General features: G+C 70.8%; 27 protein-coding genes. 8 read left to right on the top strand and 19 right to left on the bottom strand.

Going from position 1 to position 26,436, the window contains the following annotated elements:
- Positions 1-19: 19 nt before the first annotated feature.
- Together truD and glmS are read right to left on the bottom strand one after the other, a co-directional pair.
- Positions 20-1,033: a tRNA pseudouridine(13) synthase TruD gene (gene truD, locus J2X21_RS10015; protein WP_310327964.1), complete on the bottom strand. Its 1,014-nt coding sequence runs from the start codon at positions 1,031-1,033 to the stop codon at positions 20-22.
- Complete coding sequence (gene glmS / locus J2X21_RS10010; protein WP_310327963.1) at positions 1,030-2,889, bottom strand: glutamine--fructose-6-phosphate transaminase (isomerizing); 1,860 nt, start codon at positions 2,887-2,889, stop codon at positions 1,030-1,032. The genes truD and glmS overlap by 4 nt, the downstream gene beginning before the upstream one ends.
- A gap of 139 nt (positions 2,890-3,028) precedes the next feature.
- Here glmS and J2X21_RS10005 point away from each other — a divergent pair, with 139 nt between their 5' ends.
- Positions 3,029-3,499, top strand: a complete 471-nt coding sequence (locus J2X21_RS10005) for an Lrp/AsnC family transcriptional regulator (RefSeq protein ID WP_310327961.1) — start codon at positions 3,029-3,031, stop codon at positions 3,497-3,499.
- An 87-nt stretch (positions 3,500-3,586) separates the two neighbouring features.
- Positions 3,587-4,654, top strand: coding sequence for an NF038122 family metalloprotease (locus J2X21_RS10000; RefSeq protein ID WP_310327960.1), 1,068 nt, complete (start codon positions 3,587-3,589; stop codon positions 4,652-4,654).
- On the opposite strand, the gene J2X21_RS09995 is transcribed toward J2X21_RS10000, so the two are convergent.
- Genes J2X21_RS09995 through J2X21_RS09965 form a run of 7 tightly spaced genes read right to left on the bottom strand, consistent with a single transcriptional unit; the run spans position 4,644 to position 11,388 of the window.
- Positions 4,644-5,825, bottom strand: a complete 1,182-nt coding sequence (locus J2X21_RS09995) for a class I SAM-dependent rRNA methyltransferase (RefSeq protein ID WP_310327959.1) — start codon at positions 5,823-5,825, stop codon at positions 4,644-4,646. The genes J2X21_RS10000 and J2X21_RS09995 overlap by 11 nt on opposite strands.
- Positions 5,822-7,333: a hypothetical protein gene (locus J2X21_RS09990; RefSeq protein WP_310327957.1), complete on the bottom strand. Its 1,512-nt coding sequence runs from the start codon at positions 7,331-7,333 to the stop codon at positions 5,822-5,824. The genes J2X21_RS09995 and J2X21_RS09990 overlap by 4 nt, the downstream gene beginning before the upstream one ends.
- Positions 7,330-8,247 (bottom strand): tyrosine recombinase XerC, encoded by a 918-nt coding sequence (locus J2X21_RS09985; RefSeq protein ID WP_310327956.1) that lies wholly within the window; start codon positions 8,245-8,247, stop codon positions 7,330-7,332. The genes J2X21_RS09990 and J2X21_RS09985 overlap by 4 nt, the downstream gene beginning before the upstream one ends.
- Positions 8,247-8,957, bottom strand: coding sequence for a DUF484 family protein (locus J2X21_RS09980; RefSeq protein WP_310327954.1), 711 nt, complete (start codon positions 8,955-8,957; stop codon positions 8,247-8,249). Before J2X21_RS09980 ends, J2X21_RS09985 begins: the two co-directional genes overlap by 1 nt.
- A complete protein-coding gene (dapF, locus tag J2X21_RS09975) occupies positions 8,954-9,793 on the bottom strand; it encodes a diaminopimelate epimerase (protein ID WP_310327953.1) in 840 nt (279 codons plus the stop codon). Before dapF ends, J2X21_RS09980 begins: the two co-directional genes overlap by 4 nt.
- A gap of 9 nt (positions 9,794-9,802) precedes the next feature.
- On the bottom strand, positions 9,803-10,939 hold the full coding sequence (locus tag J2X21_RS09970; RefSeq protein ID WP_310327952.1) for a cytochrome c biogenesis protein/redoxin: 1,137 nt from the start codon (positions 10,937-10,939) through the stop codon (positions 9,803-9,805).
- A complete protein-coding gene (locus tag J2X21_RS09965) occupies positions 10,936-11,388 on the bottom strand; it encodes a DUF2147 domain-containing protein (RefSeq protein WP_310327950.1) in 453 nt (150 codons plus the stop codon). Before J2X21_RS09965 ends, J2X21_RS09970 begins: the two co-directional genes overlap by 4 nt.
- A 135-nt stretch (positions 11,389-11,523) precedes the next feature.
- Here J2X21_RS09965 and J2X21_RS09960 point away from each other — a divergent pair, with 135 nt between their 5' ends.
- Together J2X21_RS09960 and J2X21_RS09955 are read left to right on the top strand one after the other, a co-directional pair.
- On the top strand, positions 11,524-12,261 hold the full coding sequence (locus J2X21_RS09960; RefSeq protein ID WP_310327949.1) for a response regulator: 738 nt from the start codon (positions 11,524-11,526) through the stop codon (positions 12,259-12,261).
- Positions 12,258-13,520: an ATP-binding protein gene (locus tag J2X21_RS09955; protein WP_310327948.1), complete on the top strand. Its 1,263-nt coding sequence runs from the start codon at positions 12,258-12,260 to the stop codon at positions 13,518-13,520. Before J2X21_RS09960 ends, J2X21_RS09955 begins: the two co-directional genes overlap by 4 nt.
- On the opposite strand, the gene J2X21_RS09950 is transcribed toward J2X21_RS09955, so the two are convergent.
- A complete protein-coding gene (locus J2X21_RS09950; RefSeq protein WP_310327946.1) occupies positions 13,504-14,382 on the bottom strand; it encodes a lysophospholipid acyltransferase family protein in 879 nt (292 codons plus the stop codon). The genes J2X21_RS09955 and J2X21_RS09950 overlap by 17 nt on opposite strands.
- A 127-nt stretch (positions 14,383-14,509) precedes the next feature.
- On the opposite strand from J2X21_RS09950, the gene metK reads away from it, so the two are divergent.
- Entirely contained in the window at positions 14,510-15,691 is a 1,182-nt protein-coding gene (gene metK / locus J2X21_RS09945) for a methionine adenosyltransferase (protein ID WP_310327942.1), read from the top strand.
- A 253-nt stretch (positions 15,692-15,944) separates the two neighbouring features.
- Positions 15,945-17,486 (top strand): methyl-accepting chemotaxis protein, encoded by a 1,542-nt coding sequence (locus J2X21_RS09940; RefSeq protein ID WP_310327940.1) that lies wholly within the window; start codon positions 15,945-15,947, stop codon positions 17,484-17,486.
- On the opposite strand, the gene J2X21_RS09935 is transcribed toward J2X21_RS09940, so the two are convergent.
- From J2X21_RS09935 to J2X21_RS09900, 8 genes are all read right to left on the bottom strand, one after another.
- Positions 17,476-17,700 carry a hypothetical protein gene (locus tag J2X21_RS09935; RefSeq protein WP_310327937.1) on the bottom strand — a complete coding sequence of 75 codons (225 nt, stop codon included), beginning with the start codon at positions 17,698-17,700 and terminating at the stop codon, positions 17,476-17,478. The two genes, J2X21_RS09940 and J2X21_RS09935, sit on opposite strands and share 11 nt — an antisense overlap.
- Positions 17,701-17,773: 73 nt before the next feature.
- Entirely contained in the window at positions 17,774-18,103 is a 330-nt protein-coding gene (locus J2X21_RS09930) for a diguanylate cyclase domain-containing protein (RefSeq protein WP_310327935.1), read from the bottom strand.
- A gap of 71 nt (positions 18,104-18,174) precedes the next feature.
- On the bottom strand, positions 18,175-19,431 hold the full coding sequence (glcF, locus tag J2X21_RS09925; protein WP_310327934.1) for a glycolate oxidase subunit GlcF: 1,257 nt from the start codon (positions 19,429-19,431) through the stop codon (positions 18,175-18,177).
- Entirely contained in the window at positions 19,432-20,511 is a 1,080-nt protein-coding gene (gene glcE / locus J2X21_RS09920) for a glycolate oxidase subunit GlcE (RefSeq protein ID WP_310327932.1), read from the bottom strand.
- Complete coding sequence (locus tag J2X21_RS09915; protein WP_310327929.1) at positions 20,508-21,986, bottom strand: FAD-linked oxidase C-terminal domain-containing protein; 1,479 nt, start codon at positions 21,984-21,986, stop codon at positions 20,508-20,510. The genes glcE and J2X21_RS09915 overlap by 4 nt, the downstream gene beginning before the upstream one ends.
- A gap of 14 nt (positions 21,987-22,000) precedes the next feature.
- Positions 22,001-22,705 (bottom strand): PhaM family polyhydroxyalkanoate granule multifunctional regulatory protein, encoded by a 705-nt coding sequence (locus J2X21_RS09910; RefSeq protein WP_310327927.1) that lies wholly within the window; start codon positions 22,703-22,705, stop codon positions 22,001-22,003.
- Positions 22,706-22,726: 21 nt separating this feature from the next.
- Entirely contained in the window at positions 22,727-23,638 is a 912-nt protein-coding gene (locus J2X21_RS09905; RefSeq protein WP_310327924.1) for a TraB/GumN family protein, read from the bottom strand.
- Complete coding sequence (locus tag J2X21_RS09900; RefSeq protein WP_310327922.1) at positions 23,635-24,084, bottom strand: retropepsin-like aspartic protease family protein; 450 nt, start codon at positions 24,082-24,084, stop codon at positions 23,635-23,637. The genes J2X21_RS09905 and J2X21_RS09900 overlap by 4 nt, the downstream gene beginning before the upstream one ends.
- A 98-nt stretch (positions 24,085-24,182) precedes the next feature.
- On the opposite strand from J2X21_RS09900, the gene J2X21_RS09895 reads away from it, so the two are divergent.
- Positions 24,183-24,647 carry a DUF6265 family protein gene (locus J2X21_RS09895; protein ID WP_310327920.1) on the top strand — a complete coding sequence of 155 codons (465 nt, stop codon included), beginning with the start codon at positions 24,183-24,185 and terminating at the stop codon, positions 24,645-24,647.
- 99 nt (positions 24,648-24,746) lie between these two features.
- Positions 24,747-25,565 (top strand): DUF6279 family lipoprotein, encoded by an 819-nt coding sequence (locus J2X21_RS09890; protein ID WP_310327918.1) that lies wholly within the window; start codon positions 24,747-24,749, stop codon positions 25,563-25,565.
- Between the two features lie 5 nt (positions 25,566-25,570).
- On the opposite strand, the gene J2X21_RS09885 is transcribed toward J2X21_RS09890, so the two are convergent.
- On the bottom strand, positions 25,571-26,434 hold the full coding sequence (locus J2X21_RS09885) for an alpha/beta hydrolase (RefSeq protein WP_310327917.1): 864 nt from the start codon (positions 26,432-26,434) through the stop codon (positions 25,571-25,573).
- Positions 26,435-26,436 lie beyond the last annotated feature (2 nt).

Genomic DNA, 26,436 nt, shown 5'->3' with positions numbered 1-26,436 from the left:
CACCTCGCCTGATGACCCGTCACTCGACGGCCGCAGGCTCCTGCTCTGCATGCCGATCCGGCTCCGTGGTGCTGAGGATCTCGTTCAGCACGGACGTGGCGTAGTTCCCGGCGGGCAGGGAGAACGTGAGCACCAGCTGATCGGCTTGCGGCCACTCCCACGACAGGTCCACCGGGCTCGCCACCAACGCGCGGCGCTCCTGGTCCAGCCCGGCGTGCTCCATGCCGTCGCACAAGCTGGCGTGACGTGCGGCCACGCCGTTCTCCAGCGCCTGCGCTTCATCGGTGGTGGGCACGCGGCCTCTTCCCCACAGCGGTCCGGTGGGCCGGCCGGCCTCGTCCATCACGTCGCCGGGCAGGGTCTTGCCCCAGAGTCCCTGCTGAATGCGCAGCGCCAGCACCTCATTGAAGACGAAGGAGCGCACCGCCGACAGGTAGATGCCCTTCTTCTTCGGGTTGCGCACGCGGATCTCGCGCGCCAGCATGGCGCGGCCCTGCTCGACGTTGCCGCCGTCAAAGCCGAAGCGCTGTGCACCAAAGTAGTTGGGCACGCCCTGCGACGCCACGGCGTTCAGATTGGCCTCGATGGCATCGAGGTTGCCGGTCACGTCACGCAACGCGATGCGGAACCGGTTGCCCTGCAGATCGCCGGGGCGCAGCTTCTTCACATGCCGGCTCTGGCCCAGCACCTTGAATTCGGGGTGCTGAAGCTGGGTCAGGTCGGGCGTCTCGCCCTTGGGAAGATAGATGCTGAACCACTGGCGCGTGATGGCGTAGCGGTCCTTGAGGCCGGCGTAGCCCACGTCCCACTCATTGACCCCAGCCGCCACGGCCAGTTGCTGGGCGACGAAGGCGGTGTTCGCCCCGTTCTTCTCGACGTCCAGCCAGAGGTGCTCGCCTTCACCCGCGGGCAACTGCAGCGGCAGCTCGGTCACGATGAAGTCCTCGTTGAGGAGCTTCAGCGTGGCGCTCGCGCCGCTGGCCGGATAGGCGCTGGGCCACGCCGGCAGGGTGGTGTACTGCGCGTCGCTCACTCGACGGTCACGGACTTCGCCAGGTTGCGGGGCTTGTCCACGTCCGTGCCCCGCGCGCAGGCCGTGTGATACGCCAGCAGCTGCAGCGGCACCACGTGCAGGATGGGCGACAGCGCGCCGTAGTGCTCGGGCATGCGGATGACGTGCAGGCCGGCCTCGCTTTCGATGGCGGTGTCGCCGTCGGCAAACACATAGAGTTGGCCGCCGCGCGCGCGGACTTCCTGCATGTTGCTCTTGAGCTTCTCCAGCAGCGCGTCGTTGGGCGCCACGGTCACGACCGGCATCTCCGACGTGACGAGGGCCAGCGGGCCGTGCTTGAGTTCGCCCGCGGCATAGGCCTCGGCGTGGATGTAGGTGATCTCCTTGAGCTTGAGCGCACCTTCCATCGCGATCGGGTAATGCAGGCCGCGGGCGAGGAACAGCGCGTTCTCCTTGCGCGCGAACTCCTCGCTCCACGCGATGACCTGCGGCTCCAGCGCCAGCACGGCCTGCACGGCGACGGGCAGGTGGCGCAGGTCCTTCAGGTGCTCGGTTTCCTCGGCTTCGGTCAGGTGGCCGCGGGTCTGCGCCAGCGCCAACGTCAGCAGGAACAGGCCCACCAGCTGCGTCGTGAAGGCCTTGGTGGAGGCCACGCCGATCTCGACGCCGGCACGCGTGATGTAGGCCAGCTCGCATTCGCGCACCATGGCGCTGGTGGCGACGTTGCAGATGGTCAGCGTGTGCTTCATGCCCAGCGAGCGCGCATGCTTCAGCGCGGCGATGGTGTCGGCCGTCTCGCCGCTCTGGCTGATGGTGACGACCAGCGTCTTGGGGTCGGGCACGCTGTCGCGGTAGCGGTACTCGCTGGCGATCTCGACCGAGGTCGGGATCTTGGCGATGCTCTCCAGCCAGTACTTGGCGGTCGACCCCGAGTAGTAGCTGGTGCCGCAGGCCAGGATCAGGACCTTGTCGATCTCCTTGAACACGCGGTAGGCGCCGTCGCCGAACAGCTCCGGGCTGATGCCGGTCACCGCATCCAGCGTGTTGGCGATGGCCACGGGCTGCTCGAAGATTTCCTTCTGCATGTAGTGGCGGTAGGGGCCCAGTTCGGCCGCGCCGCTGTGCGCGTGCACGGTCTTGACCTCGCGCTGCACGGCGCCGTAGCGGCCCGTCGTCGTGTCCAGGCGGCTCAGCCAGTAGCGGCCCAGCTGCAGGTCCACCACGTCGCCTTCTTCGAGGTAGACGATCTGGTCCGTCACGCCGGCCAGCGCCATCGCGTCAGACGCGACAAAGTTCTCCTGCTCGCCCACGCCCAGCACCAGCGGCGAGCCCTCGCGCGCGGCGACGACGCGGTGCGGCTCGTCGCGGCAGAAAACGGCCACCGCGTAGGCGCCCTTCAGCCGCGGCAGCGCCTGCTGCACGGCGTCCAGCAGGTCGCCGCTGTAGAGGTTGTCGATCAGATGGGCGATGACCTCGGTGTCGGTCTGGCTGTTGAACTGGTAGCCGCGCGCCTTCAGCTCGGCGCGCAGTTCGTCGTGGTTCTCGATGATGCCGTTGTGGACCAGCGCGATGCGGCCGGTGCCGTCGGCGCTGGCGTTGGGGCCGGCCGAGAAATGGGGGTGGGCGTTGTGCACCGCCGGTGCGCCGTGCGTGGCCCAGCGCGTGTGGGCGATGCCGGTGCCGGCCGTGATGCCGTCCTGGTCGGCCTGATGCTGCAACTCGGCCACGCGCGACGTGGAGCGCGCGCGGCGCAGGCCGCCGTCCTGGTGCACGGCGACGCCGCAGGAGTCGTAGCCGCGGTACTCCAGCCGCTTCAGGCCCTCAACGAGGATGGGAACGATGTTGCGCTGACTGACCGCGCCGACGATGCCGCACATGGATTTGCTCTTGCTTCCGTTCTGAGATGACGCATGCTAGGCAAGGCGCAACGGCATATGCATTCAAAATTCACAACAATGTGAATGAAAATTTCCCACAATCGTCAGCAAGAAATTTTCATCCAGAATATCAGCGCAAATGAACGATTTCGACGCCATCGATCTGCGCTTGCTAGACGCCCTGCAGGCCGATGCCTCGCTGAGCAACCAGGATCTGGCCGCCCGTGTGGCGGTGTCGCCGGCCACCTGCCTGCGCCGCGTGAAGCGGCTGGTGGACGCCGGCGTCGTGGAGCGGCGCGTCGCGCTGCTGTCGCCCGACAAGCTGGGCGCGGGCCTGTCGGCCATCCTCGAGATCACGCTGGATCGCCAGGGTGCCGAGCACCTGGATGCCTTCGAGGCCCGCGCCGTGCAGGAAGCCGCCGTGCAGCAGTGCTGGCGCGTGTCTCCAGGGCCCGACTTCGTGCTGGTGGTGCAGGTGGCCGACATGCCGGCCTATCACGCGCTGACGCAGCGCCTGCTGACGCAGCACGCCAACGTGCGCAACATCAAGGCCTTCTTCAGCGTGAAGCGGGCCAAGTTCGACACGCGCATCACGCTACCGCCCCCCTAGTTCAACAGGGGCTCCCCGCAAGCCCGGGGGCAATTTGCCAGCCCGACGGATCCAGAATGCCCGGCCCCCCGCCGTCTGGAGCCCCATATGCACGCCCGCTCGTCCTTCCGTCCCGCCACCCTCGCGCTGGCACTCGCCGGTCTGGCCTCATCGGCCCAGGCACTGGACATCGTGCTGATCCAGAACGGCTCGCTGACCGCCCAGCAGCTCGCCGGCTTCGAGTCGGCCGCCAGCTACTGGGAACGCATGCTGAGCGACAACGTCACCGTCTACATCGAGGTCGGTTTCGGCAACCTGGGCAGCGGCGTGTTGGCCGAGGCCTCGTCGACCAAGACGCTGGTCAGCTACAGCGCACTGCGCGGCCTGCTCACGGCGGACGCTCAATCGGCCACCGACACCAGCGCCGTCGCCCACCTGCAGTCCGGTTCGGCCCTCACCTTCCAGTCCACGCAAGGCAATCTGACCTCGCGCCTGGACAACGACGGCTCCACGAACAACCGGCAACTGTTCCTGACCACGGCCAACGCGAAGGCGCTGGGCCAAACGGTCGGCACCGGCCTGAGCCAGCCCGATGCCAGCATCACCTTCGCGAACGGCTTCGCCGGCAGCTTTGCCTACAGCCGCGTGAACGGCTCCGTGCCGGCGGGTCAGATGGACTTCATCACCGTGGCCGAGCACGAGATCGGCCATGCGCTGGGCTTCGTGTCGGGCGTGGACTTCATCGACAACTGTGCCGGCGCCGCCAACCCCTGCGGCCTCGAGACGGCTGCCAACCGGTTCGAGAACCAGACCATCTTCTATTCGCTGGACCTGTTCCGCTATTCCGCCGCTGGCGTGCTGGACCTGCGCGTGGGCGGCTCGCCCTACTTCTCGGTGGACGGCGGCGCCACCAACATCGCCGGCTTCTCCACCGGGCAGGAGCACGGCGACGGCTGGCAGGCCAGCCATTTCGTCAACAGCGGGCTGACGCTGATGAAGCCCACCGTCAGCTTCGGCCAGTCGTATGACGCGTTCCCGCAGGACCTGACGGCGTTCGACGCCATCGGCTGGGATCTCGCCGCACCGGTGCCGGAGCCCGCCAGCTACGCGCTGCTGATCGGCGGCCTGGGTGTCGTCGCCTGGGCGCGCCGCCGCCGCAACGCCGTCAGCGCTTGAGCAGCCCCAGCCCCTTCAGGTAGTCGCCCTCGGGGAAGCACACGGTCTGCGGATGGTCGGCGGCGGCCGACAGGCGCTCGACGATGTAGCCGTCAACGCCCGCATCCAGGCCCGCGCCGGCGACGATCTTGTGGAACAGGTCGGGCGCGATACCGCCCGAGCACGAGAACGTGTAGAGCAGCCCGCCGTCGTTCAACAGCATGAACGCGAGGCGGTTGATGTCCTTGTAGGCGCGCGCGGCGCGCTCGGCGTGGGCCACCGTGGGCGCGAACTTCGGAGGGTCGAGCACGATGGCGTCGAAGCGCCGGCCTTCAGCCAGGCAGCGGCGCAGCGTCGCATTCACATCGGCATCCCAGGCCTCGTGGCGGCCGGCGTCGAAGCCGTTCAGCGCCACGTGCGCGCTGGCACGCGCCAGTGCCGGGCCCGACGAGTCCACGCTGACGACCTGCCGCGCGCCGCCCGCCAGCGCGGCGACCGAGAAGCCGCCGGTGTAGCTGAAGCAGTTCAACACCGTCTTCACGCCGTATTGCTTCACCGCATCGGCGAAGCGCGTGCGGCTGTCGCGCTGGTCCAGGTAGTAACCGGTCTTGTGACCCTCGGCTACATCCAGCGTCAGCTGCCAGTCGTGCTCGCGGATGGTCAGCGCCGTCTCGCCCTCTCCGCGCAACCAGCCCGTTTGCACCGGCAGCCCTTCCCACTCGCGGGCCTGCGCGTCCGAGCGCTCGTACAGTCGCGCGAGGCCGGTCTCGGCCAGCAGCGCATCGGCAATCACCGCCTTCCAGCGCTCGGCGCCGGCGCTGCCGAACTGCGCCACCAGCGTGTCACCATAGCGGTCCACCACCAGGCCCGGCAGGCCGTCGGCCTCGCCGTGGATCAGCCGCCACGCGTCGGATGCGATCGCCAGCCGCGTGCGCATAGCCACGGCCTGCTTGATGCGCCGCGCAAAGAAGGCAGCGTCGATGCGCTCGGACTCGTCAAAGCTCCAGGCGCGCAGCCGGATCTGCGACTGCGGGCTGAACGCCGCCCACGCCAGAAACTGCCCGTCGGCCGACTCCACGCGCACCGTCTCGCCGGAGTCACCACCGCCGCGCGCGACGGAGCTTTCGAACACCCAGGGGTGGCGCTTGACGAGCGAGCGGTCCTTGCCTGGGCGCAGGGTGATCTTCTTCATCGCTGCAGCACTCCCAACGCGTAGCTGAGCTGCAGATGGGTCAACGGCGTCGACTGGTCGCCGCCGCGGATCGTGCGGAACTGGCCGACGCCGGCGCGCAGCCGCAGCCGCTCGGCCAGCTCCCACTGCGCCCAGACCTCGGCCTGCGTCACCGCGCCGCCGCCCACCTTGACGCCGCCGCCGCCAGCCGCGCCGACCAGCCATTCCGCGCCCACGCGCGTGCGGCCCCACAGCGGGGCGCTTTGCACGCCCAGGCCGAACAGGCCGAACGAATAGGCGCCCGCGCTGCCCACCGCCGCGCTGCCGGCCTGCGCCGTGCCATAGACACGCGGCGAGAACTCGCGCGACATGTTGACGGCCAGATGGCTGACCGACTCCTGCCGCCCGTCCTTGAAGCGCACGCGCGGCAGGTGCATGACGCTGGCACCCAGCTGCTGCACGCGCACAGTGCCGCCGGGGTCGTTCTCGATCAGCCGAGGGGTGCGGTCCAGCGGCATGGCGAGCACCGCGCGCACGAACGGCGCGCTGTAAGAGCCGCTGGGCGCGTGCGTGATGCCGGCATCCACGCGCACGGTCGGCCCCCACGGAGTGATCCAGCGCAGCGTGGGCCCGGCGCGCAGCAGCCAGCCATTGCCGGTGTCCACATCGCCGCCGCCGCCCAGGCCGGCGCCCAGCTGGCCGCCGATGCGAAGCGCCGGCGTGCCGAACGGCGCCCAGTCCTGGCCGATCTGGCCCAGCACTTCCATGTAGCCGTCCACGCCGCCCTTGGCCGCGCCGGCGGCCTCGAAGCCCCACCAGCTGCCGTCGGCCACGTACTGGCGCAGGTCGGCGCCGGCCTTGCCGACCTTGCCCGCATAGGGCTTGCCGGTGCGCGTGCGGCTGGACGCGCGCGGCTTCTCGATGCCGCCCGTCAGCGCGATCTCGTCGAAGCCCAGGCCCGAGCGCCGGCCGGCGCGCGCCGGCTTGCCCGCATCGCTGGGCGGGAAGCTCGCGAAGTCCATCGCCCGGCCCACCGTGAACGCCAGACCCACGCCGCTCTTCACGTTGCCGCTGGGGAAGCGGATCTGCGAGATGCCCACGCCCGTGTACCAGCCGCCGTTCTCGGTGCGCAGCGACAGCTCCGGGCGCAGCATCAGCCCGCCGCCGAAGCGCATGGTCGAGTTGGACAGCCCGCCGCCCGCGCCCACGTACAGGCTGGCCGCCAGATGCGTGCTGCTGTTCAGCCGCCAGCGCCGCTGGCCCGTGAAGCCCACCGTGAAGATGCCGCCGTAGTTGCCCTTGGCCGTGCCGTAGAAGCCGGGGCCGAAGCCCCAGTCGTCGTCATAGGCCACCAGGTAGCTGACCGACGCGAACGCGGTGCGGCCGCCGTCGGGCATCTTCATGCGCGTCCAATTGGCTTCCACCGTGGCGGGGCGCACGGTGTTCAGCGTCGCGAACGGCGTGCCATCGGGCGTGGCCAGCGCACAGGCGGGCAGCAGGGTCAAAAGCGTGACGAGTCGTCGGGTCATTTCTTTGCCCGTGGGTGGGCGGCGTCGTAGATGCGAGCCAGGTGCTGCAGATCGAGCTGCGTGTAGACCTGGGTCGTCGTGATGTGGGCATGGCCCAGCAGCTCCTGCACCGCGCGCAGGTCGCCGCTGGACTGCAGCAGGTGCGAGGCGAAGCTATGGCGCAGCATGTGCGGATGGACATGGGCCGGCATGCCGGCGCTGATCGCGCGGTTGGACAGCATGGTGCGCAGCACCGAGCCGGCCACGCGGTGGCCGCGCGCGCCGACAAACAGCGCCGGCTCGCCGGGCGCCGCGAGTTGATCGCGCACGGCCAGCCAGTCCTTCAGCGCCTCGGCCGCGGCACGGCCCAGCGGCGTGCTGCGGCGCTTGCCGCCCTTGCCCAGCACATGAACTTCCATGGACTGCAGGTCGACCCAGCCGGCCGCCTGGCCGCTGGCCTGCGCGTCCAGGCCGATCAGCTCGGCAGCGCGCAGGCCGGCGCCGTACAGCATCTCGACCATCGCGCGGTCACGCGCCTCCAGACGGGAATCGGCGATCTCGTCCGGCACGTGATTGGCCAGCTGCACGGCGTCGTCCACGCCCAGCGCCTTGGGCAGCGGCTTGGGCGCCTTGGGTGCCTTCAGGCCGTCGAAGGGGTTCAGCGCCACGCGGCCCTGCAGGCCCAGCCAGCGGTAGCAGCTGCGCCAGACCGACAGCAGCAGCGCGATGGACTTGGGCGCCAGGCCTTGCTTGTGCAGCAGCGCGGCCAGGCGCCGCGCCTGCGCGAGGCTCAGCGTGCGCGGGGCTATGGACGCATCGACCAGCATGCCCTGCAACCGCGCCAGGCCATCGGTGTAGAGCTGCAGCGTGCGCGGACTCAGGCGTTGCTGCACGCGGGCGTGCTGCAAATACTCGCCGAAGTCCTCCAGCAACATCAGGCCAGCAGGCCAGCCAGCCCGGCGCTGGCGATCTCGCCCACGCGGGTCAGGAAGTCCGTGCCCATCTCGGCCGTGTAGCGCGTCGGGTCGGGCGAGCCCAGCACCAGCAGGCCGAAGGGCTTGCCGTCGTTGACCTTGGGCTGGGCCAGCGGAATCAGCGCCAGCGACGTCGCGATGCCGCCACTTTCACTCAGACCCAGCCAGCGCGCCGCCTCGAAGCCCGAGTTCACGCCGCAGTAGGGCTGGCTCAGGCTGCTGGCGAAGCTCTTCACGTCGGCGCTGACCGAGGCCGCGAACTCGGCCGCCTCGTGCGCGGGCGCCACGCCCCACAGCCGCAGGCTGGCCTGCGGAATCATGAACTGGTGGCGCAGTTCGCTGAGCAGCACGCCCGGCAGCTCGGCCGGCGTGCCGGCGGCGCGCATGACGGCCAGCGTCCAGCGATGCAGGCGGTCGGCGATGGCGACGTTGTCCTGGCCGTTGCGGATCATGTCGACGACGCGCAGCTCCAGGCCCTTGATCTTGTCGCGCAGCATCTCGGCCTGGCGCTCCTGCAGCGACACGGCGCGCGCGCCATGCGGGTGCTGCAGTTGCACGCTGGCCAGCAGCGCCGCGTGGCGCTCGAAGAAGCCGGGCGTGGCCGCCAGGTAGTTGGCGATGTCGGTTTCGGTGATGCCTTGCACCGCGTCGGCGGCCGGGTTGGAACTCACAGCGTGATCTCTCCGTCAAAAACTCGGGTTGCGGGGCCGGTCATCAGCACGGGGCTGTCTCCGCCCGCCCATTCGATCTTCAGCAGACCGCCGCGCGTCTGCACCTCCACGGCGGCATCCAGCCAGCCCAGGCGTATGCCGGCCACCACGGCCGCACAGGCGCCGGTGCCACAGGCCAGCGTCTCGCCGGCGTCGCGCTCGTAGACGCGCAGCGCGATGCGGTCGCGCGCCAGCACCTGCATGAAGCCGGCGTTGACGCGCTTCGCGAAGCGCAGCTGGTGCTCGATGACCGGGCCAAGCGTGGTCACCGGCGCCGCATCGACATCGTCCACGCGCTGCACCGCATGCGGGTTGCCCATGGACACCACCGCCAGCTCCACGCCCTCCACCGGCCACAGCTCGAAGCCGTTGACGATGCGCGGCACCAGGCCCTGGGCGTCGAACGGCAGCGCCGCGTGCTCGAACACCGGCGCGCCCATGTCCACCGTCACGCGACCATCGTCCTGCAGCGTCAGCAGCAGGCGGCGGTTCATCGTGTCGACATACACCTGGCGCTTGTCCGTCAGGCCGGCGTCCACCACGTAGCGAACGAAGCAGCGCGCGCCGTTGCCGCAGTGCTCCACCTCGTCGCCGGTGTTGTTGAAGATGCGGTAGCGGAAGTCCGCGCCGGCGTCCGTACTGGGCTCGATGACCAGGATCTGGTCGCAGCCGACGCCGAAGCGGCGGTCGCCCAGCCGGCGCATCTGCTCGGGCGTCAGGCTGAAGGGCTGCTTCGTCGCGTCGATGACCACGAAATCGTTGCCGGCCCCCTGCATCTTGGTGAAGCGCACTCTCATGGGCGGCGATTATCGCAACGCCGCCTCTATCGCCGCGGCAAGTCGGGCCTCTCCGCCCTCCCCTTCGTGCCGGTAGACGATGCGCCCGTCCGCGTCGATGAGCCAGGCCGCCGGCCAGTAGCGGTTGCCGAAGGCGCGCCAGATGCCGAAATCGTTGTCCTGCACGACCGCATAGCCCAGCCCCAGCCGCCGCACGGCGGCCTGCACGCCGTCCAGCGGCCGCTCGTGCGCGAACTCCGGCGTGTGCACGCCGATGACCACCAGGCCGCGGTCCGCAAAGCGCCGGTGCAGCCGCTCGATCACCGGCGCGTTGCGCACGCAGTTCACGCAGTCCCAGGTCCAGAAGTCGATCAGCACCGGCCGGCCGCGCAACTGCTGCAGCGTCAGCGGCGGGCTGTTGATCCAGGCCCGGCCCGGCGGCAATTCGGGTGCCGGGCGGCCCGTGACCTGGCCCTGGGCCGACTCCACCGGCGCGGTCAACGCTGCCACCCAGGCGCTGCTGACGTCGGCCAGGCTGGCGCCGGCCGTCAGCAGGATGAGCGCGCCCAAGCCCTGGCGCAGCCGCGCGACGACGCCGGCCCGGCCGCGCAGCCACGCGGCCAAGCGCTGGCCGCCATAGGCCACGGCCAGCATGGGGCCGCCCGCACCGGCCGCGTAGGCGACCAGCAGCACCGCCGCGGCGCCAGGGTCCGTCGCGGCGGCCACCAGCGCCAGGATGCTGGCGAGCGCCGGGCCGGCACAAGGTGTCCACAGCGCGCCCAGGCTGGCACCCAGCGCCAGCGCGCCGAGACGCCCACCACCCTGGCCAAAGCGCTGCGCCAGATCCGCCACGCCGCCCAGCCGCAGCGCCAGTCGCGCCCACAGCGCCGGCCACAACAGCAGCAGCCCCAGACCCAGCAGCGCGACGGCCGCGACATCGCGCACCGCGCCGGCGGACAGGCCCAGCAGCTCCGCCGACGCGCCGAACGCCAGCGCCAGCGCGCTGAACGCGGCGACAAAGCCCAGCACCACCAGCGGCGGCCGCCACGGGTCGGGCTTGCCCAAGCTGCTGCCCAGCAAAGCAGGCAGCACCGGCAGCACGCAGGGGCTGGCGATCGTGGCCAGCCCGGCGCCGAACGCGGCGGCCAGCGGCAGCCAGCCGCTCACTTCGCCACCTCCGCGTGCGGCACGCGCTGCCAGGTCTGCGTCCGGCCGAACATCGGCAGCCCCACATAGCCGCGCAGCTGCAGCTCGCCGCCCTGGCCGACCGACATCAGGCAGCGGTAGGTCTTGCCGTTCTCGCGGTTGAAGATGCGGCCGCGCCACTCGGTCGTCACACGCCGGCCGTCGGGCCGCGTTTCGCTGCTGGAGGGCAGGAAGTCCAGCAGGATGTCCATGCCCTCCTGCGCCGGTTGCGCGTCGGCCGGCATCGCCTCGCCGGGCCGGCTCATGGACTGGTTGGCGACCACGCGCGCGACCTTGCCGCACAAGGCCGCACCACAGGGCGCGACCAGCACCTCCAGGTTGCCGCTGGCCGTCAGCCACAGGCCGCGCGGGTCGGCGTCGGCGCGGGCCCCGCCGGCCAGCAGCGCGATGAGAAGGACAGCAACTCGCATGGATCACCTCGTTCAAGTGGATGGAGGCGCCATTGCAGGGGGCGGCGGTATCGCGGCGATGTCCATGCGTCTCGGCCAGCCACGGCAGACAAAGAGCGATACAAACCGCCGCCATCGCTGGGCTATCGTGCCGGCATGCCAGACCGCATCGACCACCTGCTGCTCGTCGACGACGACCGCCAGCTGCTGGCATTGCTGGCCGAATACCTGCGCGCCGCCGGCTACCGCATCAGCACCGCAACGCGCGGCAGCGAGATGCGCGCGGTGCTGGCACGCGAGGCCATAGACCTGCTGGTGCTGGACCTGATGCTGCCCGGCGAAGACGGCCTCGCGCTGTGCCGCGACCTGCGCGCCCGCGAGGTGGAACCGCTGCCCATCCTGATGCTGACCGCACGCGGCGACGAAGCCGACCGCGTGCTGGGCCTGGAGATGGGCGCCGACGACTACCTCGCCAAGCCCTTCGCGACGCGCGAGCTGCTGGCACGCATCCGCGCCGTGCTGCGCCGCACGCGCCAGCTGCCGCCCCGGCTGAGCCCGCAGCGCCAGGCCCGGCGGCTGGGCTTCCAGGACTGGGTGCTGGACACGACCGCCCGCCATCTGCTGGACCCGGCCGGCACGCTGGTGCCGCTGACCGGCGGCGAGTACCGGTTGCTGCGCACGTTGCTGGACCACCCGCAGCGCATCCTCAGCCGCGACCAGCTGCTGAACCTGACACAAGGGCGCGACGCCGACCCGTTCGACCGCAGCATCGACCTGCTGGTCAGCCGACTGCGCCGCCGGCTGCGCGACGACGCCAAGGAGCCCCGGCTGCTGAAGACCGTGCGCAACGAGGGCTATGTGTTCTGCGCGGACGTCGAGCCCCTGCCCTCATGAGCCTGGCGGGCCGCATCGTCGCGCTGCTGGGGCTGGGCCTGCTGCTGGCCTATGCGCTGTCCAGCGGCGCCTGGCTGGCCGAGCGAGGCGAGGCCATGGGCCGCATGACGCAGGCCTACCTGGGCCGCGACGTGGCCACCGCCGTCGCCGTGCTGGAGCGCCTGCCCGAGGCCGAGCGCCCGCGCTGGCTGGCCAGGCTGGCGCGCCCCCACTACCGCTATGAGCTGGCCGCAGCGCCCGCCGACCTGGCCCCCTCGCCGCAGGCCGACAGCCTGGCGCAGACGCTGGCACGCGAGGTCCGCGTGACCGCGTCGGGCGTGCGCCCGGACGGCGAGCTGGTGTTCGCGCTGCGGCTGGCCGATGGCGCGCCGCTGACCGTGCGCGCGCAGCCGCCGGCGCTCACGCCCTCGGCCGGCACGCTGGCGCTGCTGGCCGCGCAGATCGCCGTGCTGGCCGGCTGCGGCTGGGCGGCCGTGCGCCTGGCCACGCGGCCGCTGCGGCGGCTGACGCAGGCGGCCGAGCGCCTGGGCGCCGACCCGGCCACGCCGCCGCTGGAGGAGACCGGCCCGCGCGAGGTTGCCGCCGCCGCGCGCGCCTTCAACGCGATGCAGGCGCGCATCCAGGGCCATCTGCGCGAGCGCGCCCACATGCTGGCGGCCATCACGCACGACCTGCAGACGCCGCTGACGCGCATGCGGCTGCGCAGCGAGCTGCTGCCCGATGTCGGCGCCCGCGACAAGCTGCTGGCCGACATCGACGAGATGCGCGGCCTGGTGGCCGAAGGCCTGGACTACGCCGCCAGCGCGCACGCGGCCGAGGAGGCACCGCATGCGGTGGACCTGCTGGCGCTGCTGGACGGCCTGGTCTGCGACGCGCAGGACGCCGGCCACGCGGCGCGGCTGCAGGCACCCCACGCGCTGCCGCCAGTTACGACACGGCCACGCGCGCTGCGCCGCGTTGTCGGCAACCTGCTGGACAACGCGATCAAGTTCGCTGGCACGGCCGACGTGGTCGTCACGCCGCAGCCCGGCGGCCTGCGCATCGCCGTGCTGGACCGCGGGCCCGGCATTCCGGCCGAGCAGCTGCAGGCCGCGTTACAGCCGTTTGTGCGGCTGGAGGCGTCGCGCCACCGTGACGGCGGCGGCACCGGGCTGGGCCTGGCCATCGCACAACGGCTGGCTCAGGCACTCGGCGCCACGCTGGAACTGCTGCCGCGCGACGGCGGCGGGCTGGAGGCGCGGCTCAGCCTTCCGGCGTAGGAGGCGCCGCGCCGATGTCGAGGCCGCGCGGCTGCTTGTAGCGGTGATAGCCCCACAGGTATTGCCCCGGCGCGCGGCGGATCAGGCTTTCCATTGCGGCGTTGACGATGGCCGCCGCATCCTCGGCCGACGCGTCCTTCGCGATCTGCGGCGCCGGCAGCACGTGCACGACAAAGCCTTCGCCGCCGGGCAGGCGCTCGCCCCAGATCAACAGCAGCGCCGCGCCGGTCTGCTGCACCAGGCGCGCGGCCAGCGTCATCGTGTAGGCGGGGCGACCGAAGAACGGCGCCCAGACGCCCAGGCCGTCGGGCGGCACCTGGTCGGGCAGCAGGCCGATGACCTCGCCCTTGCGCAGCCCGCGGATCATCTGGCGCACGCCGGCCAGCGAGGCGGGTGCCGTCGCCAGCCCGGGCCGCTCGCGCGAGCCGGCCATCACATCCCGCAGCGCCGCCTGACGGGCCGGGCGGTACAGCACGGTGATGGGCGCCTCGGCGCTGGTGAAGCGCTCCGCGATGGCCTGGGCGCAGATCTCGAAGCAGCCCAGGTGCGGCGTCATGACGACCAGCCCCCGCTTCTCGGCCAGCGCGGCAGCGATCAATTCACCGCCCTCCCAGCGCAGCCGCTCACCGAAGGGCCGCCCCTTCTGCGTGATCCACAGCCACGGCAGCTCGGCCGCCATGCGTCCGGCGGCCGCGACGGCGGGCCGGGCCTGCGCCCAGGGAATGCCCGCCTGGGCCACGTTGGCCTTGAAGCGCTGGCGGTAGGTGCCCGACGCAAGGAACACCAGCCACCCCAGAAGCGCCCCCAATGCGTGCAATAACGCCAGAGGAAGCCGGGACATGCAGCGAAAGAGCCAACCCATGTTTCTTATACTTGGCGCATCGCCGAGTTAATGAACTACTTGCGGGGCGATTCACAAATCCTGCTAAAGCGTTCGCCGCACCTCCTGAGGTCAGGCAACGCCGACCCAAGCAACCAGGAGTTTAAAAGTGGCCAACGACTTCCTCTTCACATCCGAATCCGTCTCCGAAGGACACCCCGACAAGGTGGCCGACCAGATCTCGGACGCCATCCTCGACGCCATTTTTGAGCAGGACCCGCGCAGCCGCGTGGCCGCCGAGACGCTGTGCAACACCGGCCTGGTGGTGCTGGCGGGCGAGATCACGACGAACGCGCATGTGGACTACATCCAGGTCGCGCGCGACACCATCAAGCGTATCGGCTACGACAACACCGAGTACGGCATCGACTACAAGGGTTGCGCGGTTCTCGTGGCCTACGACAAGCAGTCCAACGACATCGCCCAGGGCGTGGACCACGCGTCAGACGACCACCTGAACATCGGCGCCGGCGACCAGGGCCTGATGTTCGGCTACGCCTGCGACGAGACGCCCGAGCTGATGCCCGCGCCCATCTACTACGCGCACCGCTTGGTGGAGCGCCAGGCCCAGCTGCGCAAGGACGGCCGCTTGCCCTTCCTGCGCCCCGACGCCAAGAGCCAGGTCACGATGCGCTATGTGGACGGCAAGCCGCACAGCATCGACACCATCGTGCTGTCGACGCAGCACGCGCCCGAGATGAGCCTGGGCGACAAGATGACGCCGGAGTTCTACGAGGCCATCCGCGAGGAGCTGATCAAGCCCGTGCTGCCCAAGGACTGGCTGACGGCGGACACCAAGTACCTGATCAACCCGACCGGCCGCTTCGTCATCGGCGGCCCTCAGGGCGACTGCGGCCTGACCGGCCGCAAGATCATCGTCGACACCTACGGCGGCGCCTGCCCGCACGGTGGTGGCGCGTTCTCCGGCAAGGATCCGTCCAAGGTCGACCGCTCGGCCGCCTACGCGGCGCGCTACGTGGCCAAGAACATCGTCGCCGCCGGCCTGGCCCGCCAGTGCCAGATCCAGGTCGCCTATGCCATCGGCGTGGCCCGCCCGATGAACGTGACGGTCTACACCGAAGGCACGGGCGTCATCCCCGACGAGCAGATCGCCAAGCTGGTCAACGAGCACTTCGACCTGCGCCCCAAGGGCATCATCCAGATGCTGGACCTGCTGCGCCCGATCTACTCGAAGACGGCGGCCTATGGCCACTTCGGGCGCGAGGAGCCGGAGTTCACTTGGGAGAGAACGGACAAAGCGGCAGCGCTACGCGCTGCTGCCGGGCTGTAAGCCAGGCAGTCGGCCGCGCCAGCGGCCAAGCCGCTTTGGGGCGAAGCTCATATCGCTTGCGATGTGAGCGAAGACCACAAAGCGGCCGCACTGCGCAAGGCCGCCGGCCTGTAAACAGCCGTTTCGTCAGTGAACACCGCCCCACAGGGCGGTGTTTTTCTTTGTACGCCCCCTTGCACCGACATGTAGAGTCAACGCACCGGCAGGGTGCACCTCCGAACGCACCAGCCTGCGGCAACCCTTGGAGGCGGTGATGAAGATGCAATCCTTGAAGATCGGTGCGCGCTTGGGGCTGGGTTTCGGCATGGTGCTGCTGCTGCTCGCCATCGCCGTGGGCCTGAGCTACCGGCAGCTGGCCACCGTGGGCCCGCACATCGACCTGCTCGTGCAGCTGCAAAAGCGCCAGGACACCGCACAGGACTGGCGCACGCAGACGCAGCTCAACGTGACGCGCACCGACGCGGTCGCCCGGGCCGGCGGCTCAGGGCCGGTCGCCGACTTCTTCTCCCCCGTCATCAAGACCACCAGCGAGCGCATCAACAAGCTGCAGGAAGAGCTGACCACGGCCGAGGACACCGAAGCCGGCAAGGACGTGCTCAAGGACATCGCCGCGGCGCGCAAGGCCTATGTGGACATCCGCAACGGCGTGTTCGCACAGCTGAAGGCCGGCGAGGCCGAGGCCGCGCTGCAGGTGCTGGAGGGCAAGATGCGCCCGGCCTCCGAGGCCTATGTGAAGACCATCAGCCGCATGGCCGACTACCAGGGCGAGCGCGTGCGCAGCGAGACCGAACTGGTGCTGAAGGCCGCGGCGCGCACGCAGACCTTGATGCTGGCGCTGGCGGCCGTCTGCCTGAGCCTGGGCGTTGCGGCCGCGTGGCTGATCACGCGCTCCGTCGTGGGGCCGCTGCGCGCGGCCATCCATGAGGCCGAGGAAGTTGGCCAGGGCGACCTGTCGCGCGACATCCGTTCGGAGGGCAGCGACGAGACCGCGCAGCTGACCCAGACGCTGGCCGGCATGCAGCAGTCGCTGCGGCATCTGGTCAGCTCCGTGCGGCACAACGCCGACGAGGTGGCCACCGCCAGCTCCGAGATCTCTCTCGGCAGCAACGACCTGTCCTCGCGCACCGAGCAGCAGGCCAGCGCCATCCAGCAGACGGCAGCCTCCATGGAGCAGCTGTCGGCCACCGTCAAGCTCAATGCCGACAACGCCAGCGAGGCCGACAAGCTCGCGCACGACGCCAGCCAGGTCGCCCGCCAGGGCGGCGATGTCGTCAGCGAGGCCGTGCAGCGCATGCGCGGCATCGAGGACAGCTCGCGCAAGATCGGCGACATCATCGGCACCATCGATGGCATCGCGTTCCAGACCAACATCCTGGCGCTGAACGCCGCCGTCGAAGCGGCGCGCGCCGGTGAACAGGGTCGCGGCTTTGCGGTCGTGGCCGGCGAGGTGCGCACGTTGGCGCAACGCTCGGCCGAGGCGGCCAAGGAGATCAAGGCGCTGATCGGTGACAGCGTGGAGCGCGTGGAGCAAGGCGCCAGCTTGGTCAACCGCGCCGGCGAGACGATGCAGCAGGTCGTGGACTCCATCGGCCGCGTCGCGCAGATCGTGCGCGAGATCAGCGCCGCCAGCCGCGAGCAGAGCACCGGCGTCAGCCAGGTAGGCCAGGCCATCGCGCAGATGGACCAGGCCACGCAGCAGAACGCTGCGCTGGTCGAGGAGAGCGCCGCCGCCGCCGAGAGCCTGAAGCACCAGGCGGACGAACTGGTCAAGCTGGTCTCGACCTTCAAGACCTGAGCAGGCCCGCCCTGCCGTTGCGACTTTCCAGGTCCTGCTGCGACACGACCGCCGCGGTGTAGCGCCGCGTGTTCAGCAGCCGCGTGACGCCCCGGCATGCCCGCTGGCCCAGCAGCGCCGTGGCATAGGGCCCCAACCTCTCGAGGCGATGAATGCCCTGGGCATCAATGACCTCGATCCAATGCACATCGTGAGTTGCGGTTCCGGCAGCCATGCCCGGACTGTGCGCACCTCGTGTGAGGCCAGCAGGGGCGGCATGAAGCCTGTGTGAAGCCGCGAGGCGCGGCCTACACGCTCAAGCGGTATGCGTTCTTGCCGGCGCGCTTGGCCTCGTACATCGCGTCGTCGGACCGGTTCAGCAGCGCGGTCGTGTCGGGCAGCGCGTCGCCGGTCGGATGGATGGCCGCGCCGATGCTGACCGTCACGTCGCAGCGCTGGCCCTGCACGATGAAGGGCTCGCGCATGGCCTTCACGAACTTGTCGGCGACGCCCTGCACGTCGTCCTCGGGCTGGCTGAGCCGCTCCAGGATGATGGTGAACCCGTCTCCGCCCAGCCGCGCCACGGTGTCGGACATGCGCACCGCGGGGTTCGGCGCGGCGGTGTTGAAGCGGTCCATGAACAGCGCGCGGCTGGGCAGGTCGAACAGGCGACCCTAGCCGCAGTGCCGGCGCAAGGCTGGCGACAAGATCAGCCGTGCACGCCGCGCAGCGCGTCGTCCAGCACTTCCACCCAGTGGCGCACCGGCGTGTCGGTGCCGGACTGCAGGTGCTGGATGCAGCCCACGTTGGCCGACACGATCTGCTGCGCCTGCAGCGGCGCCAGCGCGGCCAGCTTGCGCTCGCGCAGTTGCTTGGACAGCTGCGGCTGCAGCACCGAGTACGTGCCCGCCGAGCCGCAGCACAGATGGCTGTCGGCGGGCGCGCAGTCGATCTTGAAGCCCAGTTCGCGCAGCGAGGCCTCCACGCCGCCCTTGAGCTTCTGCCCGTGCTGCAGCGTGCAGGGCGAGTGCCAGGCCAGCGCGCCGGGCTTGGCCTTCAGCCGCGCCTTCAGCGCCGGCACCAGCTCGGGCAGCAGCTCGCTGACATCGCGCGTCATGGCGCTGATGCGGCGCGCCTTGTCGGCATAGGCCGGGTCGTGCGCCAGCAGATGGCCGTAGTCCTTCACCATGACGCCGCAGCCCGACGCGTTCATGACCAGTGCCTCGACCTTCTCGCCCGGCCCGGCCACCAACGGCCACCAGGCGTCGATGTTGCGGCGCATGTCGGCCAGCGCGGCCTCGTGGTCGCCCAGGTGTTCGCGCACGGCACCGCAGCAGCCAGCCTCGTCGGCCACCACCGTCTGGATGCCGGCGGCGTCCAGCACGCGGGCGGTCGCGGAGTTGATGTTGGGCGCCAGCGCCGGCTGCACGCAGCCCAGCAGCAGCGCGACCTTGCGGTTCAGCTGGCGCGTGGGCCAGTCGTGCGCGGTGGCCGGGGCTTTCGGCGGCACCTTGTCCTGCAGGGCCGCCGGCATGAGATTCACCAGCGGCCGCAGCGCCTGGCCCAGCTTCAGCGCGGGCTTGAACAGCGGCGAGGTCATGCCCTCCTTCAGCAGCCAGCGCACGCAGCGCTCGCTGGCGGGGCGTTCGACCTTGGCGTCGACGATGCGGCGGCCGATGTCCACCAGGTGGCCGTACTCGACGCCCGACGGGCACGTGGTCTCGCAGTTGCGGCAGGTCAGGCAGCGGTCCAGATGAAGCTGCGTCTCGCGCGTGGGCTCCACGCCCTCCATGACCTGCTTGATCAGGTAGATGCGGCCGCGCGGGCCGTCCAGCTCGTCGCCCAGCAGCTGGTAGGTCGGGCAGGTGGCGGTGCAAAAGCCGCAGTGCACGCAGCGCCGCAGGATGGCCTCGGCCTCGGCACCTTCGGGCGTGCCGGCGAATTCGGGGGCGAGCGTGGTCTGCATTCAGAGATCGAGGTAAAGCCGCGCGGGGTTGAACACCCGGTGCGGATCGAACGCCAGCTTCAGGCGCTTGTGGATGACGGTCAGCGGCGCGCTCAGCGGTGCGAACGCGCCGGGCGACTTGTCCAGCGCGCGGAACAAGGTGGCATGGCCGCCCACCGCCGCGGCAGCCTCGCGCACGGCGACGGGAGCCAGCGGCGTGACGACCCAGCGCTGCGCGCCACCCCACTCGATGAGCTGCTCGCCGTGCAGCTTCAGCTCGGGCGTGACGCTGGGCAGGCCCAGCCGCCACAGCCGCGCGCCGCCGGCCACGGCGCGTTCGGCGCCGATGAAGAACTCATCGGCATGGTCGCGCAGGCCGGTCCAGAAGCCGGCGGCCAGGTCGGCCGGAATGACGTCGCCACCCAGCTTGCGCGTGGCCGCCTCGACGGCCGCCACCGCGCCGGCCAGGCGCAGCACCAGCGCGCCGTCCCACCAGGCGCTGGCCTCGATGGGCAGCGGCTCGCCGCCCCAGCGGTTCAGCGCCATCAGCGCGGCACCCTGGTCGAAGTCGAAACGCAGCGTGGCCGTGGCCGCAGGCAGCGGCAACACCTTCAGCGTGACCTCGGTGATCAGGCCCAACTGGCCCATCGCGCCGGCCAACACGCGGCTGACGTCGAAGCCCGCCACGTTCTTCATGACCGTGCCGCCAAAGCTCAGCAGCTCGCCCTGGCCGTTGATGAGCACGGCGCCCAGCAGGTGGTCGCGCACCGAACCCAGCGCGGCGCGTGTGGGGCCTGACAGGCCAGCCGACACCATGCCGCCCACCGTGCCGCGGCCGCCGAAGCGCGGCGGCTCGAAGGCCAGCCGCTGCTGCTGCGCGGCCAGCGTGGCCTCCAGGTCGGCCAGCGGCGTGCCGGCCAGCACGCTGACGAACAGCTCGCTGGGCTCGTAAGCCGTGATGCCGTTCAGCGCCAGCGTGGACAGCGGCTCGCCTTCCATCGGGGACAGCGCCTCGCCGTAGAAATCCTTGCTGCCGTGGCCGGTAATGCGCAGCGGGGCGCGGGCGTCGCGGATGCGTGCCTGCAAATCGTCGAACTTCAAAACCGCTCCAGTTCAGGGAACGCCAGCAGCCCGCGCTTCACATGCATGCGGCCGTACTCGGCGCAGCGGCTCAAGCTCGGGATCTGCTTGCCGGGGTTCAGCGTGCCGGCGGGGTCGAAGGCGCTCTTGAGCTTGAGCATCTGCTCGCGCTCCTCGGCGCTGAACTGCACGCACATGGAGTTCAGCTTCTCGACGCCCACGCCGTGCTCGCCGGTCACCGTGCCGCCCAGGGCGACGCTGCGCTCCAGGATCTCGGCGCCGAACTGCTCGCAGCGGTGCAGTTGGTCGGGGTCGTTGGCGTCGAACAGGATCAGCGGGTGCAGGTTGCCGTCGCCGGCGTGGAAGACGTTGGCGCAGCGCAGGCCGTACTTCTTCTCCATCTGCTGGATGTCCAGCAGGATGGTGGCCAGGTGCTTGCGCGGGATGGTGGAGTCCATGCACATGTAGTCGGGGCTGATGCGGCCGGACGCCGGGAAGGCGTTCTTGCGGCCGCTCCAGAAGCGCAGTCGCTGGGCCTCGTCCTCGCTGACCTGTACGGCCGTCGCGCCGCTGCCGCGCAGCACGGCGTCCATGCGCGCGATCTCCTCGGCCACCTCCTCGGGCGTGCCGTCGCTCTCGCACAGCAGGATGGCCTCGGCGTCCAGGTCGTAGCCGGCGTGCACGAAGTCTTCCACGGCGGCCGTCATGGGCTTGTCCATCATCTCCAGGCCGGCCGGAATGATGCCGGCCGCGATCAGCGCGGCCACCGCGTCGCCGGCCTTGCGCACGTCGTCAAAGCTGGCCATCAGGCAGCGCGCCAGCCGCGGCTTGGGCACCAGCTTCACAGTGACCTCGGTGACGACGGCCAGCATGCCCTCGCTGCCGATGACCAGCGCCAGCAGGTCCAGGCCCGCGCAGTCCAGTGCCTCGGAGCCGAACTCGACGGCTTCGCCCTCGGCCGTGAAGCCACGCACGCGCAGCACGTTGTGCAGCGTCAGGCCGTACTTCAGGCAGTGCACGCCGCCGGAGTTCTCGGCGATGTTGCCGCCGATGGTGCAGGCGATCTGGCTGCTGGGGTCGGGCGCGTAGTACAGGCCGTGCTGCGCGGCGGCCTCGCTGATCGCGAGGTTGCGCACGCCGCATTGCACGCGCGCGGTGCGGGCCAGCGGGTCGATGGACAGGATCTGGTTGAACTTGGCCAGCGCCAGCGTGACGCCCAGCTCATGCGGCATCGCACCGCCGGACAGGCCCGTGCCGGCGCCGCGCGCGACGACAGGAACACCCAGGCGGTGGCAGGCCTTCAGCACGGCGGCCACCTGCGCCTCGCTTTCGGGCAGCGCCACGGCCAGCGGGCGCTGACGGTAGGCGGTCAGGCCGTCGCATTCATAGGGCGTCGTTTGCTCGGCTTGCGACAGCAGCGCATGGGCGGGCAGCAACGGGGCCAGCGCGGCAACAACGGCGGCGCGGCGGGCGGGAAGCTCGGTGGGGGCGTTCAACTGCCGGATCAAGGTTACGTCTTGCGGCGCGCCGGGGCGCGTGGTTTCGCCGTCTTGGCCGCCGGCTTGGGCTTGGGCTTGGCGCCCGCGGCCAGGCCCTTGGCGACGGCGCCGGGCATGCCGGCCGCGCGCTTCAAGGTGTCGCTGGCGGCGTCGAAGCTCTGCTTGACCAGGCTGCCAGCCAGGTTCTTGGCCGCGTCGGTGGCGGTGTCTTTCATGGCCGTGGTGGCCAGCTGCGTGAACTGCTGGCTCAGCGCAGTCCACCACTGCGTGGGGTCGATGGCGGCGGCCGGGTTGGCTGCGGCGGCCTTGGCGGCATCGGCGGCGACCTGGGCCGACTTGGTGGCGGCCTTCACGGTGCGCGTGACGGTCTTGGCCGCCGCCTTCGCCACCGGCGGCGGCTCGGCCGGCCAGGCCGGTACCTCGGGCAGCTTCAGCGTGTCGCGCAACTGCGCCAGCGGCACGTTCATCGTCTGCAGCGTGGACAGCGTCATGCGCTGCACCTCCAGCGCCTGGATGGTGGCGGCCAGCATGCGCGCGTTCTGCTCCAGCCAGAACTGCACCGTGCGCAGCTCCTCGATGCGCTTCTCCAGTTCCTCGGGGTTCAGCGTGGGCGCCACCCACTGGCCTATGCCCGGCAGGGCCGAGCCGGCGTTCTTGACCAGGCCCTGCAGGAAGTCGAAACCGGGCACGAACTTGGTGAAGCTGTTGTCAGTCATGTCTACCTCCATGGCGCGATGCTACTTCGCGGGGCGCAGGGCCTCGACGGTGAAGCCCCGCTCGGCCAGCAGCCGCGGCAGGGCCTGCGGGCCGCTCATGTGCAGCGCGCCCACGGCCACCAGCAGGCGCTGGCCCGGGCCGTGCAGCGCCGCGATGCGCTCGGCGAGGTTCACGTTGCGGTCGTCGTTGATGCGCTTGAACCACGCACGCTCGACCCGGCTGCTGGCGCAGCCGCACCAGCGCGGGTAGTCGGCCAGCGTCTTCATGTCGCCGCGCTGCCAGGCATCGGCCAGCTTGCGCAGCGGTGCACGCATCTCGCCGCGCTGCAGCTGGCGCAGCGCGCCGTCGATGATCTGCGGCAGCTCGCCGGCCGGCGGCGCCATCGCGTCCAGCTGTTCCTGCAGCGTCTCCAGCGCCAGCACCGGCCGGCCCTCGGTCTTGGCCCAGGCCAGCAGCATCAGGTCCTGGCCGAACACCGCGTCGAAGCCGTCGCGGCGCGCCTCCAGCAGCGTCAACAGGCTGAGCTGCAGCATGGCCGGCAGCGGCTCCAGCGCGCCCGGCGGCAGGCAGGCCGCGCGGGCCTGGGCCTGCACGCGCTCGGCCAGCGGCGGCGCCAGCGCTTCGCCCGGGCCAGCGGCGGCCAGCGCCGGGCCCACGTCGGCCGGATCCAGCTCCACGGCCAGCACGTCGGTCTGCGCCCAGGCGGCCCGCAGCGCGGGGCCGGGGTAGGACCAGTCGGCCTTGCCCACGTGCAGGCTGCCGAACAGGTAGCTGCTGTGGCCGTCACGGCTGATGCGCCACAACGGCCCGCGGTCCGGCGCCTGGGCGGCCCAGGTGGCGGATTGCTGGGCGGTGGGCAGCGTCGGGGCGGGCGGGCAGGCGGCCTGGGCGCCGCCGACGAACAGCGCCAGGAGCAACAGGGTTCGGATCATGGGCTGGGGGTGATGCGCAGTTCGCCGGGCTTCTGGCTGAAATGCAGCCGGCCCAGCACGTCCATGCCCAGCAGCGGCGCGGCCAGGTTGGGCAGCACGGTGACGGTGAGACGGCGCGCGCTGACGCCGCCTTCCAGCGTGATGTCGGCACGCGCGGCGAAGCCGTTGACGGAGCCGCCGGCCGTGTGGGCGCGCACGGCGCCCAGCGGCTGCAGGCCCGCACGCTCGGCCAGCGCCTGCGGCAGCGCGGTAGACGTGGCGCCGGTGTCGACGAGGAAGTCCACCTCCACTTCGCCCACGCGGCCGGGCCAGTGGAAGTGGCCGTCGGGCGCGCGCGTCAGCACCACGACGCCGCCGGCCAGCTGGAAGCGGCTGGACTCGCGCTCGCGCTCCCAGAACTTGAAGCCCAGGAAGATCAGCAGGCCGATGAGCAGCCAGACCGTCATCAGCTTCAGGGTGTGGGGCAGATCCGAGCGGGACACAGGAGGGGCCAAGGGTTAGCGTGGGCGCCAACGATAACCGCGCGGCACAAGAATCGGCCGTCATGAAGCTGCCTTTTGCCCTACTGCTGGCCACCTGTGCGACCCTGAGCCACGCGCAGGCCGATCCTTTCGCGCCCGTCGCCTGGATGGCCGGCTGCTGGACCCAGACCGGCCGCGAAGCCGGCTCCGTGGAGCAGTGGATGGCGCCGGCCGGCGGGCTGATGCTGGGAATGGCTCGCATCGTCAAGGGCGGCCGCGTCATCGAGTTCGAGTTCATGCAGCTGCGCGCCGATGCCGAAGGCCGGCTGAGCTTCATCGCCCAACCGCAAGGCCGCCCGCCCACCGAGTTCAAGCTGGCGCGCCAGGCCGAGGCGCAAGCCGTCTTCGAGAACACCGCGCACGACTTCCCGCAGCGCGTCAGCTACCGCCGCATGGCGCCCGACCAGCTGGTGGCGCGCATCGAGGGCGAGCGCAATGGCAAGGTCCGCGGCATCGACTTCGCGATGCAGCGCACGGCCTGTCCCTGAGCGCGCAGCCATGCAGGTCGGCGGCAACGCCATGCGCGGTCGGCGCCTGCGCTGACACACGAGGCGCGCCGACCCTGCCACGATGCCGTCATGCGCCCGTTGAAACGACTCGCCGCCCTGCTGTCCCTGGCCCTGCTGGCGGTCATCGCCGGCTGCTCCAGCCTGACACTGGCCTACCAGCAGCTGCCGCTGGCCGCCGGCCTGTGGGCCAACAGCTATTTCGACCTGGACGGCGCGCAGCGCCAGCGCCTGAAGGACCAGTTGCAGATCTGGCAGGCCTGGCACCGCCGGGAAGAATTGCCGCAGTGGCTGGCACTGCTGAAGCAGGCACACCAGGCGCTGGACGGCGGCGTGACCCGCGACGAGCTGCTGGCGCTGGAGCGCGGCGCCCGCGCCAGTGCCGAGCGCTGCCTGCAGCAGGCCGCACCGCTGGCCGCGCCGCTGCTGGCCAGCCTGCGGCCCGAGCAGTGGGCACATCTGCAGAAGAAGATGGACGAGAAGACCACGGAATGGCGCGAGAAGAACGCCGGCCCGGACGGCGCCGAGGAGCGCGGCAAGCGCTTCTCCAACAACCTGGAGCGCTGGGTGGGTGATCTCGACCGCTCCACGCGCCGCCAGGCCCGCGCCGAAGCCGCGAGCTGGCGCTTCGACCTGACGACCATGGCCCAGGGCCGCGCCACCCGCCAGGCCCACACGCTGGACGCGCTGCGCGCCTGGTCACGCCAGGATCTGGCCGGCGGCACCGCGCTGCTGATGCGCAACCTGCAGCCGCAGCCGGCCGAGCAGGCCTATCGCGAGCAGGTGATCACTGGCGTGCTGAAGGTGCTGAACGGGCTGGATGCCCAGCAGCGCCAGGAAGTGCATCAGCACTGGACCAAGTGGGAGAACGACCTGCGCACATTGCAGGCGGGCGGCTGAGGCTGCTAGAGCCCGAAAAGGTCGTTCAAAGCCTCTCGGTACTGCCCTTGCCCCACCGAGTTGGTGTTGTGGTGCGAGCCCCCCTCCACCAGCACGAAGCGCTTGGGCTCCCTCGCACGCTCGTACAGCTGCTGGCCCAGGTGATGCGGAATCAGCGTGTCGCGGCTGCCGTGCACCACCAGCAGCGGCGAGCCGACCTCGGCCACGCGTGACGCGGCGTCGAAGCGCTGCGTGATCAGCGGCGACACCGGCAGCCAGCCCCAGCGGAAGGTGCTGACGACATCGGGGATGGACGTGAAGCTGCCCTCGACGATGAGGCCGGCCTCGTCGCCCACCTGGCTGGCCAGGTTCACGGCGATGGCGCCGCCCAGCGAGTGGCCGAAGATGAAGCGGCGCGCGCCGGGGTGCTGCTGCGCGACCCAGTCCCAGGCCGCGCGCGCATCCTCGGCGGCCATGGCCTCGGACGGCAGGCCGGCCGTGCTCTTGCCGAAGCCGCGGTAGTCCACGCCCAGCACCGCGAAACCCAGCTCGTGCATGCGGCGCATGCGCGGCGCGCTGCCGCGCACGTCGTAGCGCGCGCCGTGCAGGTACAGCAGCACGGGGGCCTTGGGGTCGGGCTGCGGCAGCCACAGACCGTGCAGGCGCACGTCGGCGCCTCGCGATTCGTCCAGGCGGCTCTGGAACGGGATCCAGACGTCTTCCATGCCCTGGGCCGCGGCCAGGCCGCCCGACCAGGTGCGGTCACCGGGCTGGAAGATCCAGCCGCGCTGGCGCTCGTCCAGCGACGTACAACCGGCCTGCAGCCCCAGCACGGCGGCCCCCAGCGCGGCGATGCCGGCCAGCCGGCGAAGCGAAACGGTACGACTCATGC

The sequence above is a fragment of the Roseateles asaccharophilus genome (assembly GCF_031458115.1).
GTDB classification, from domain to species: domain Bacteria; phylum Pseudomonadota; class Gammaproteobacteria; order Burkholderiales; family Burkholderiaceae_C; genus Pelomonas; species Pelomonas asaccharophilus_A.
Note: the sequence above shows the minus strand (reverse complement) of the source record. Positions and strands in the feature narration are given on the sequence as shown.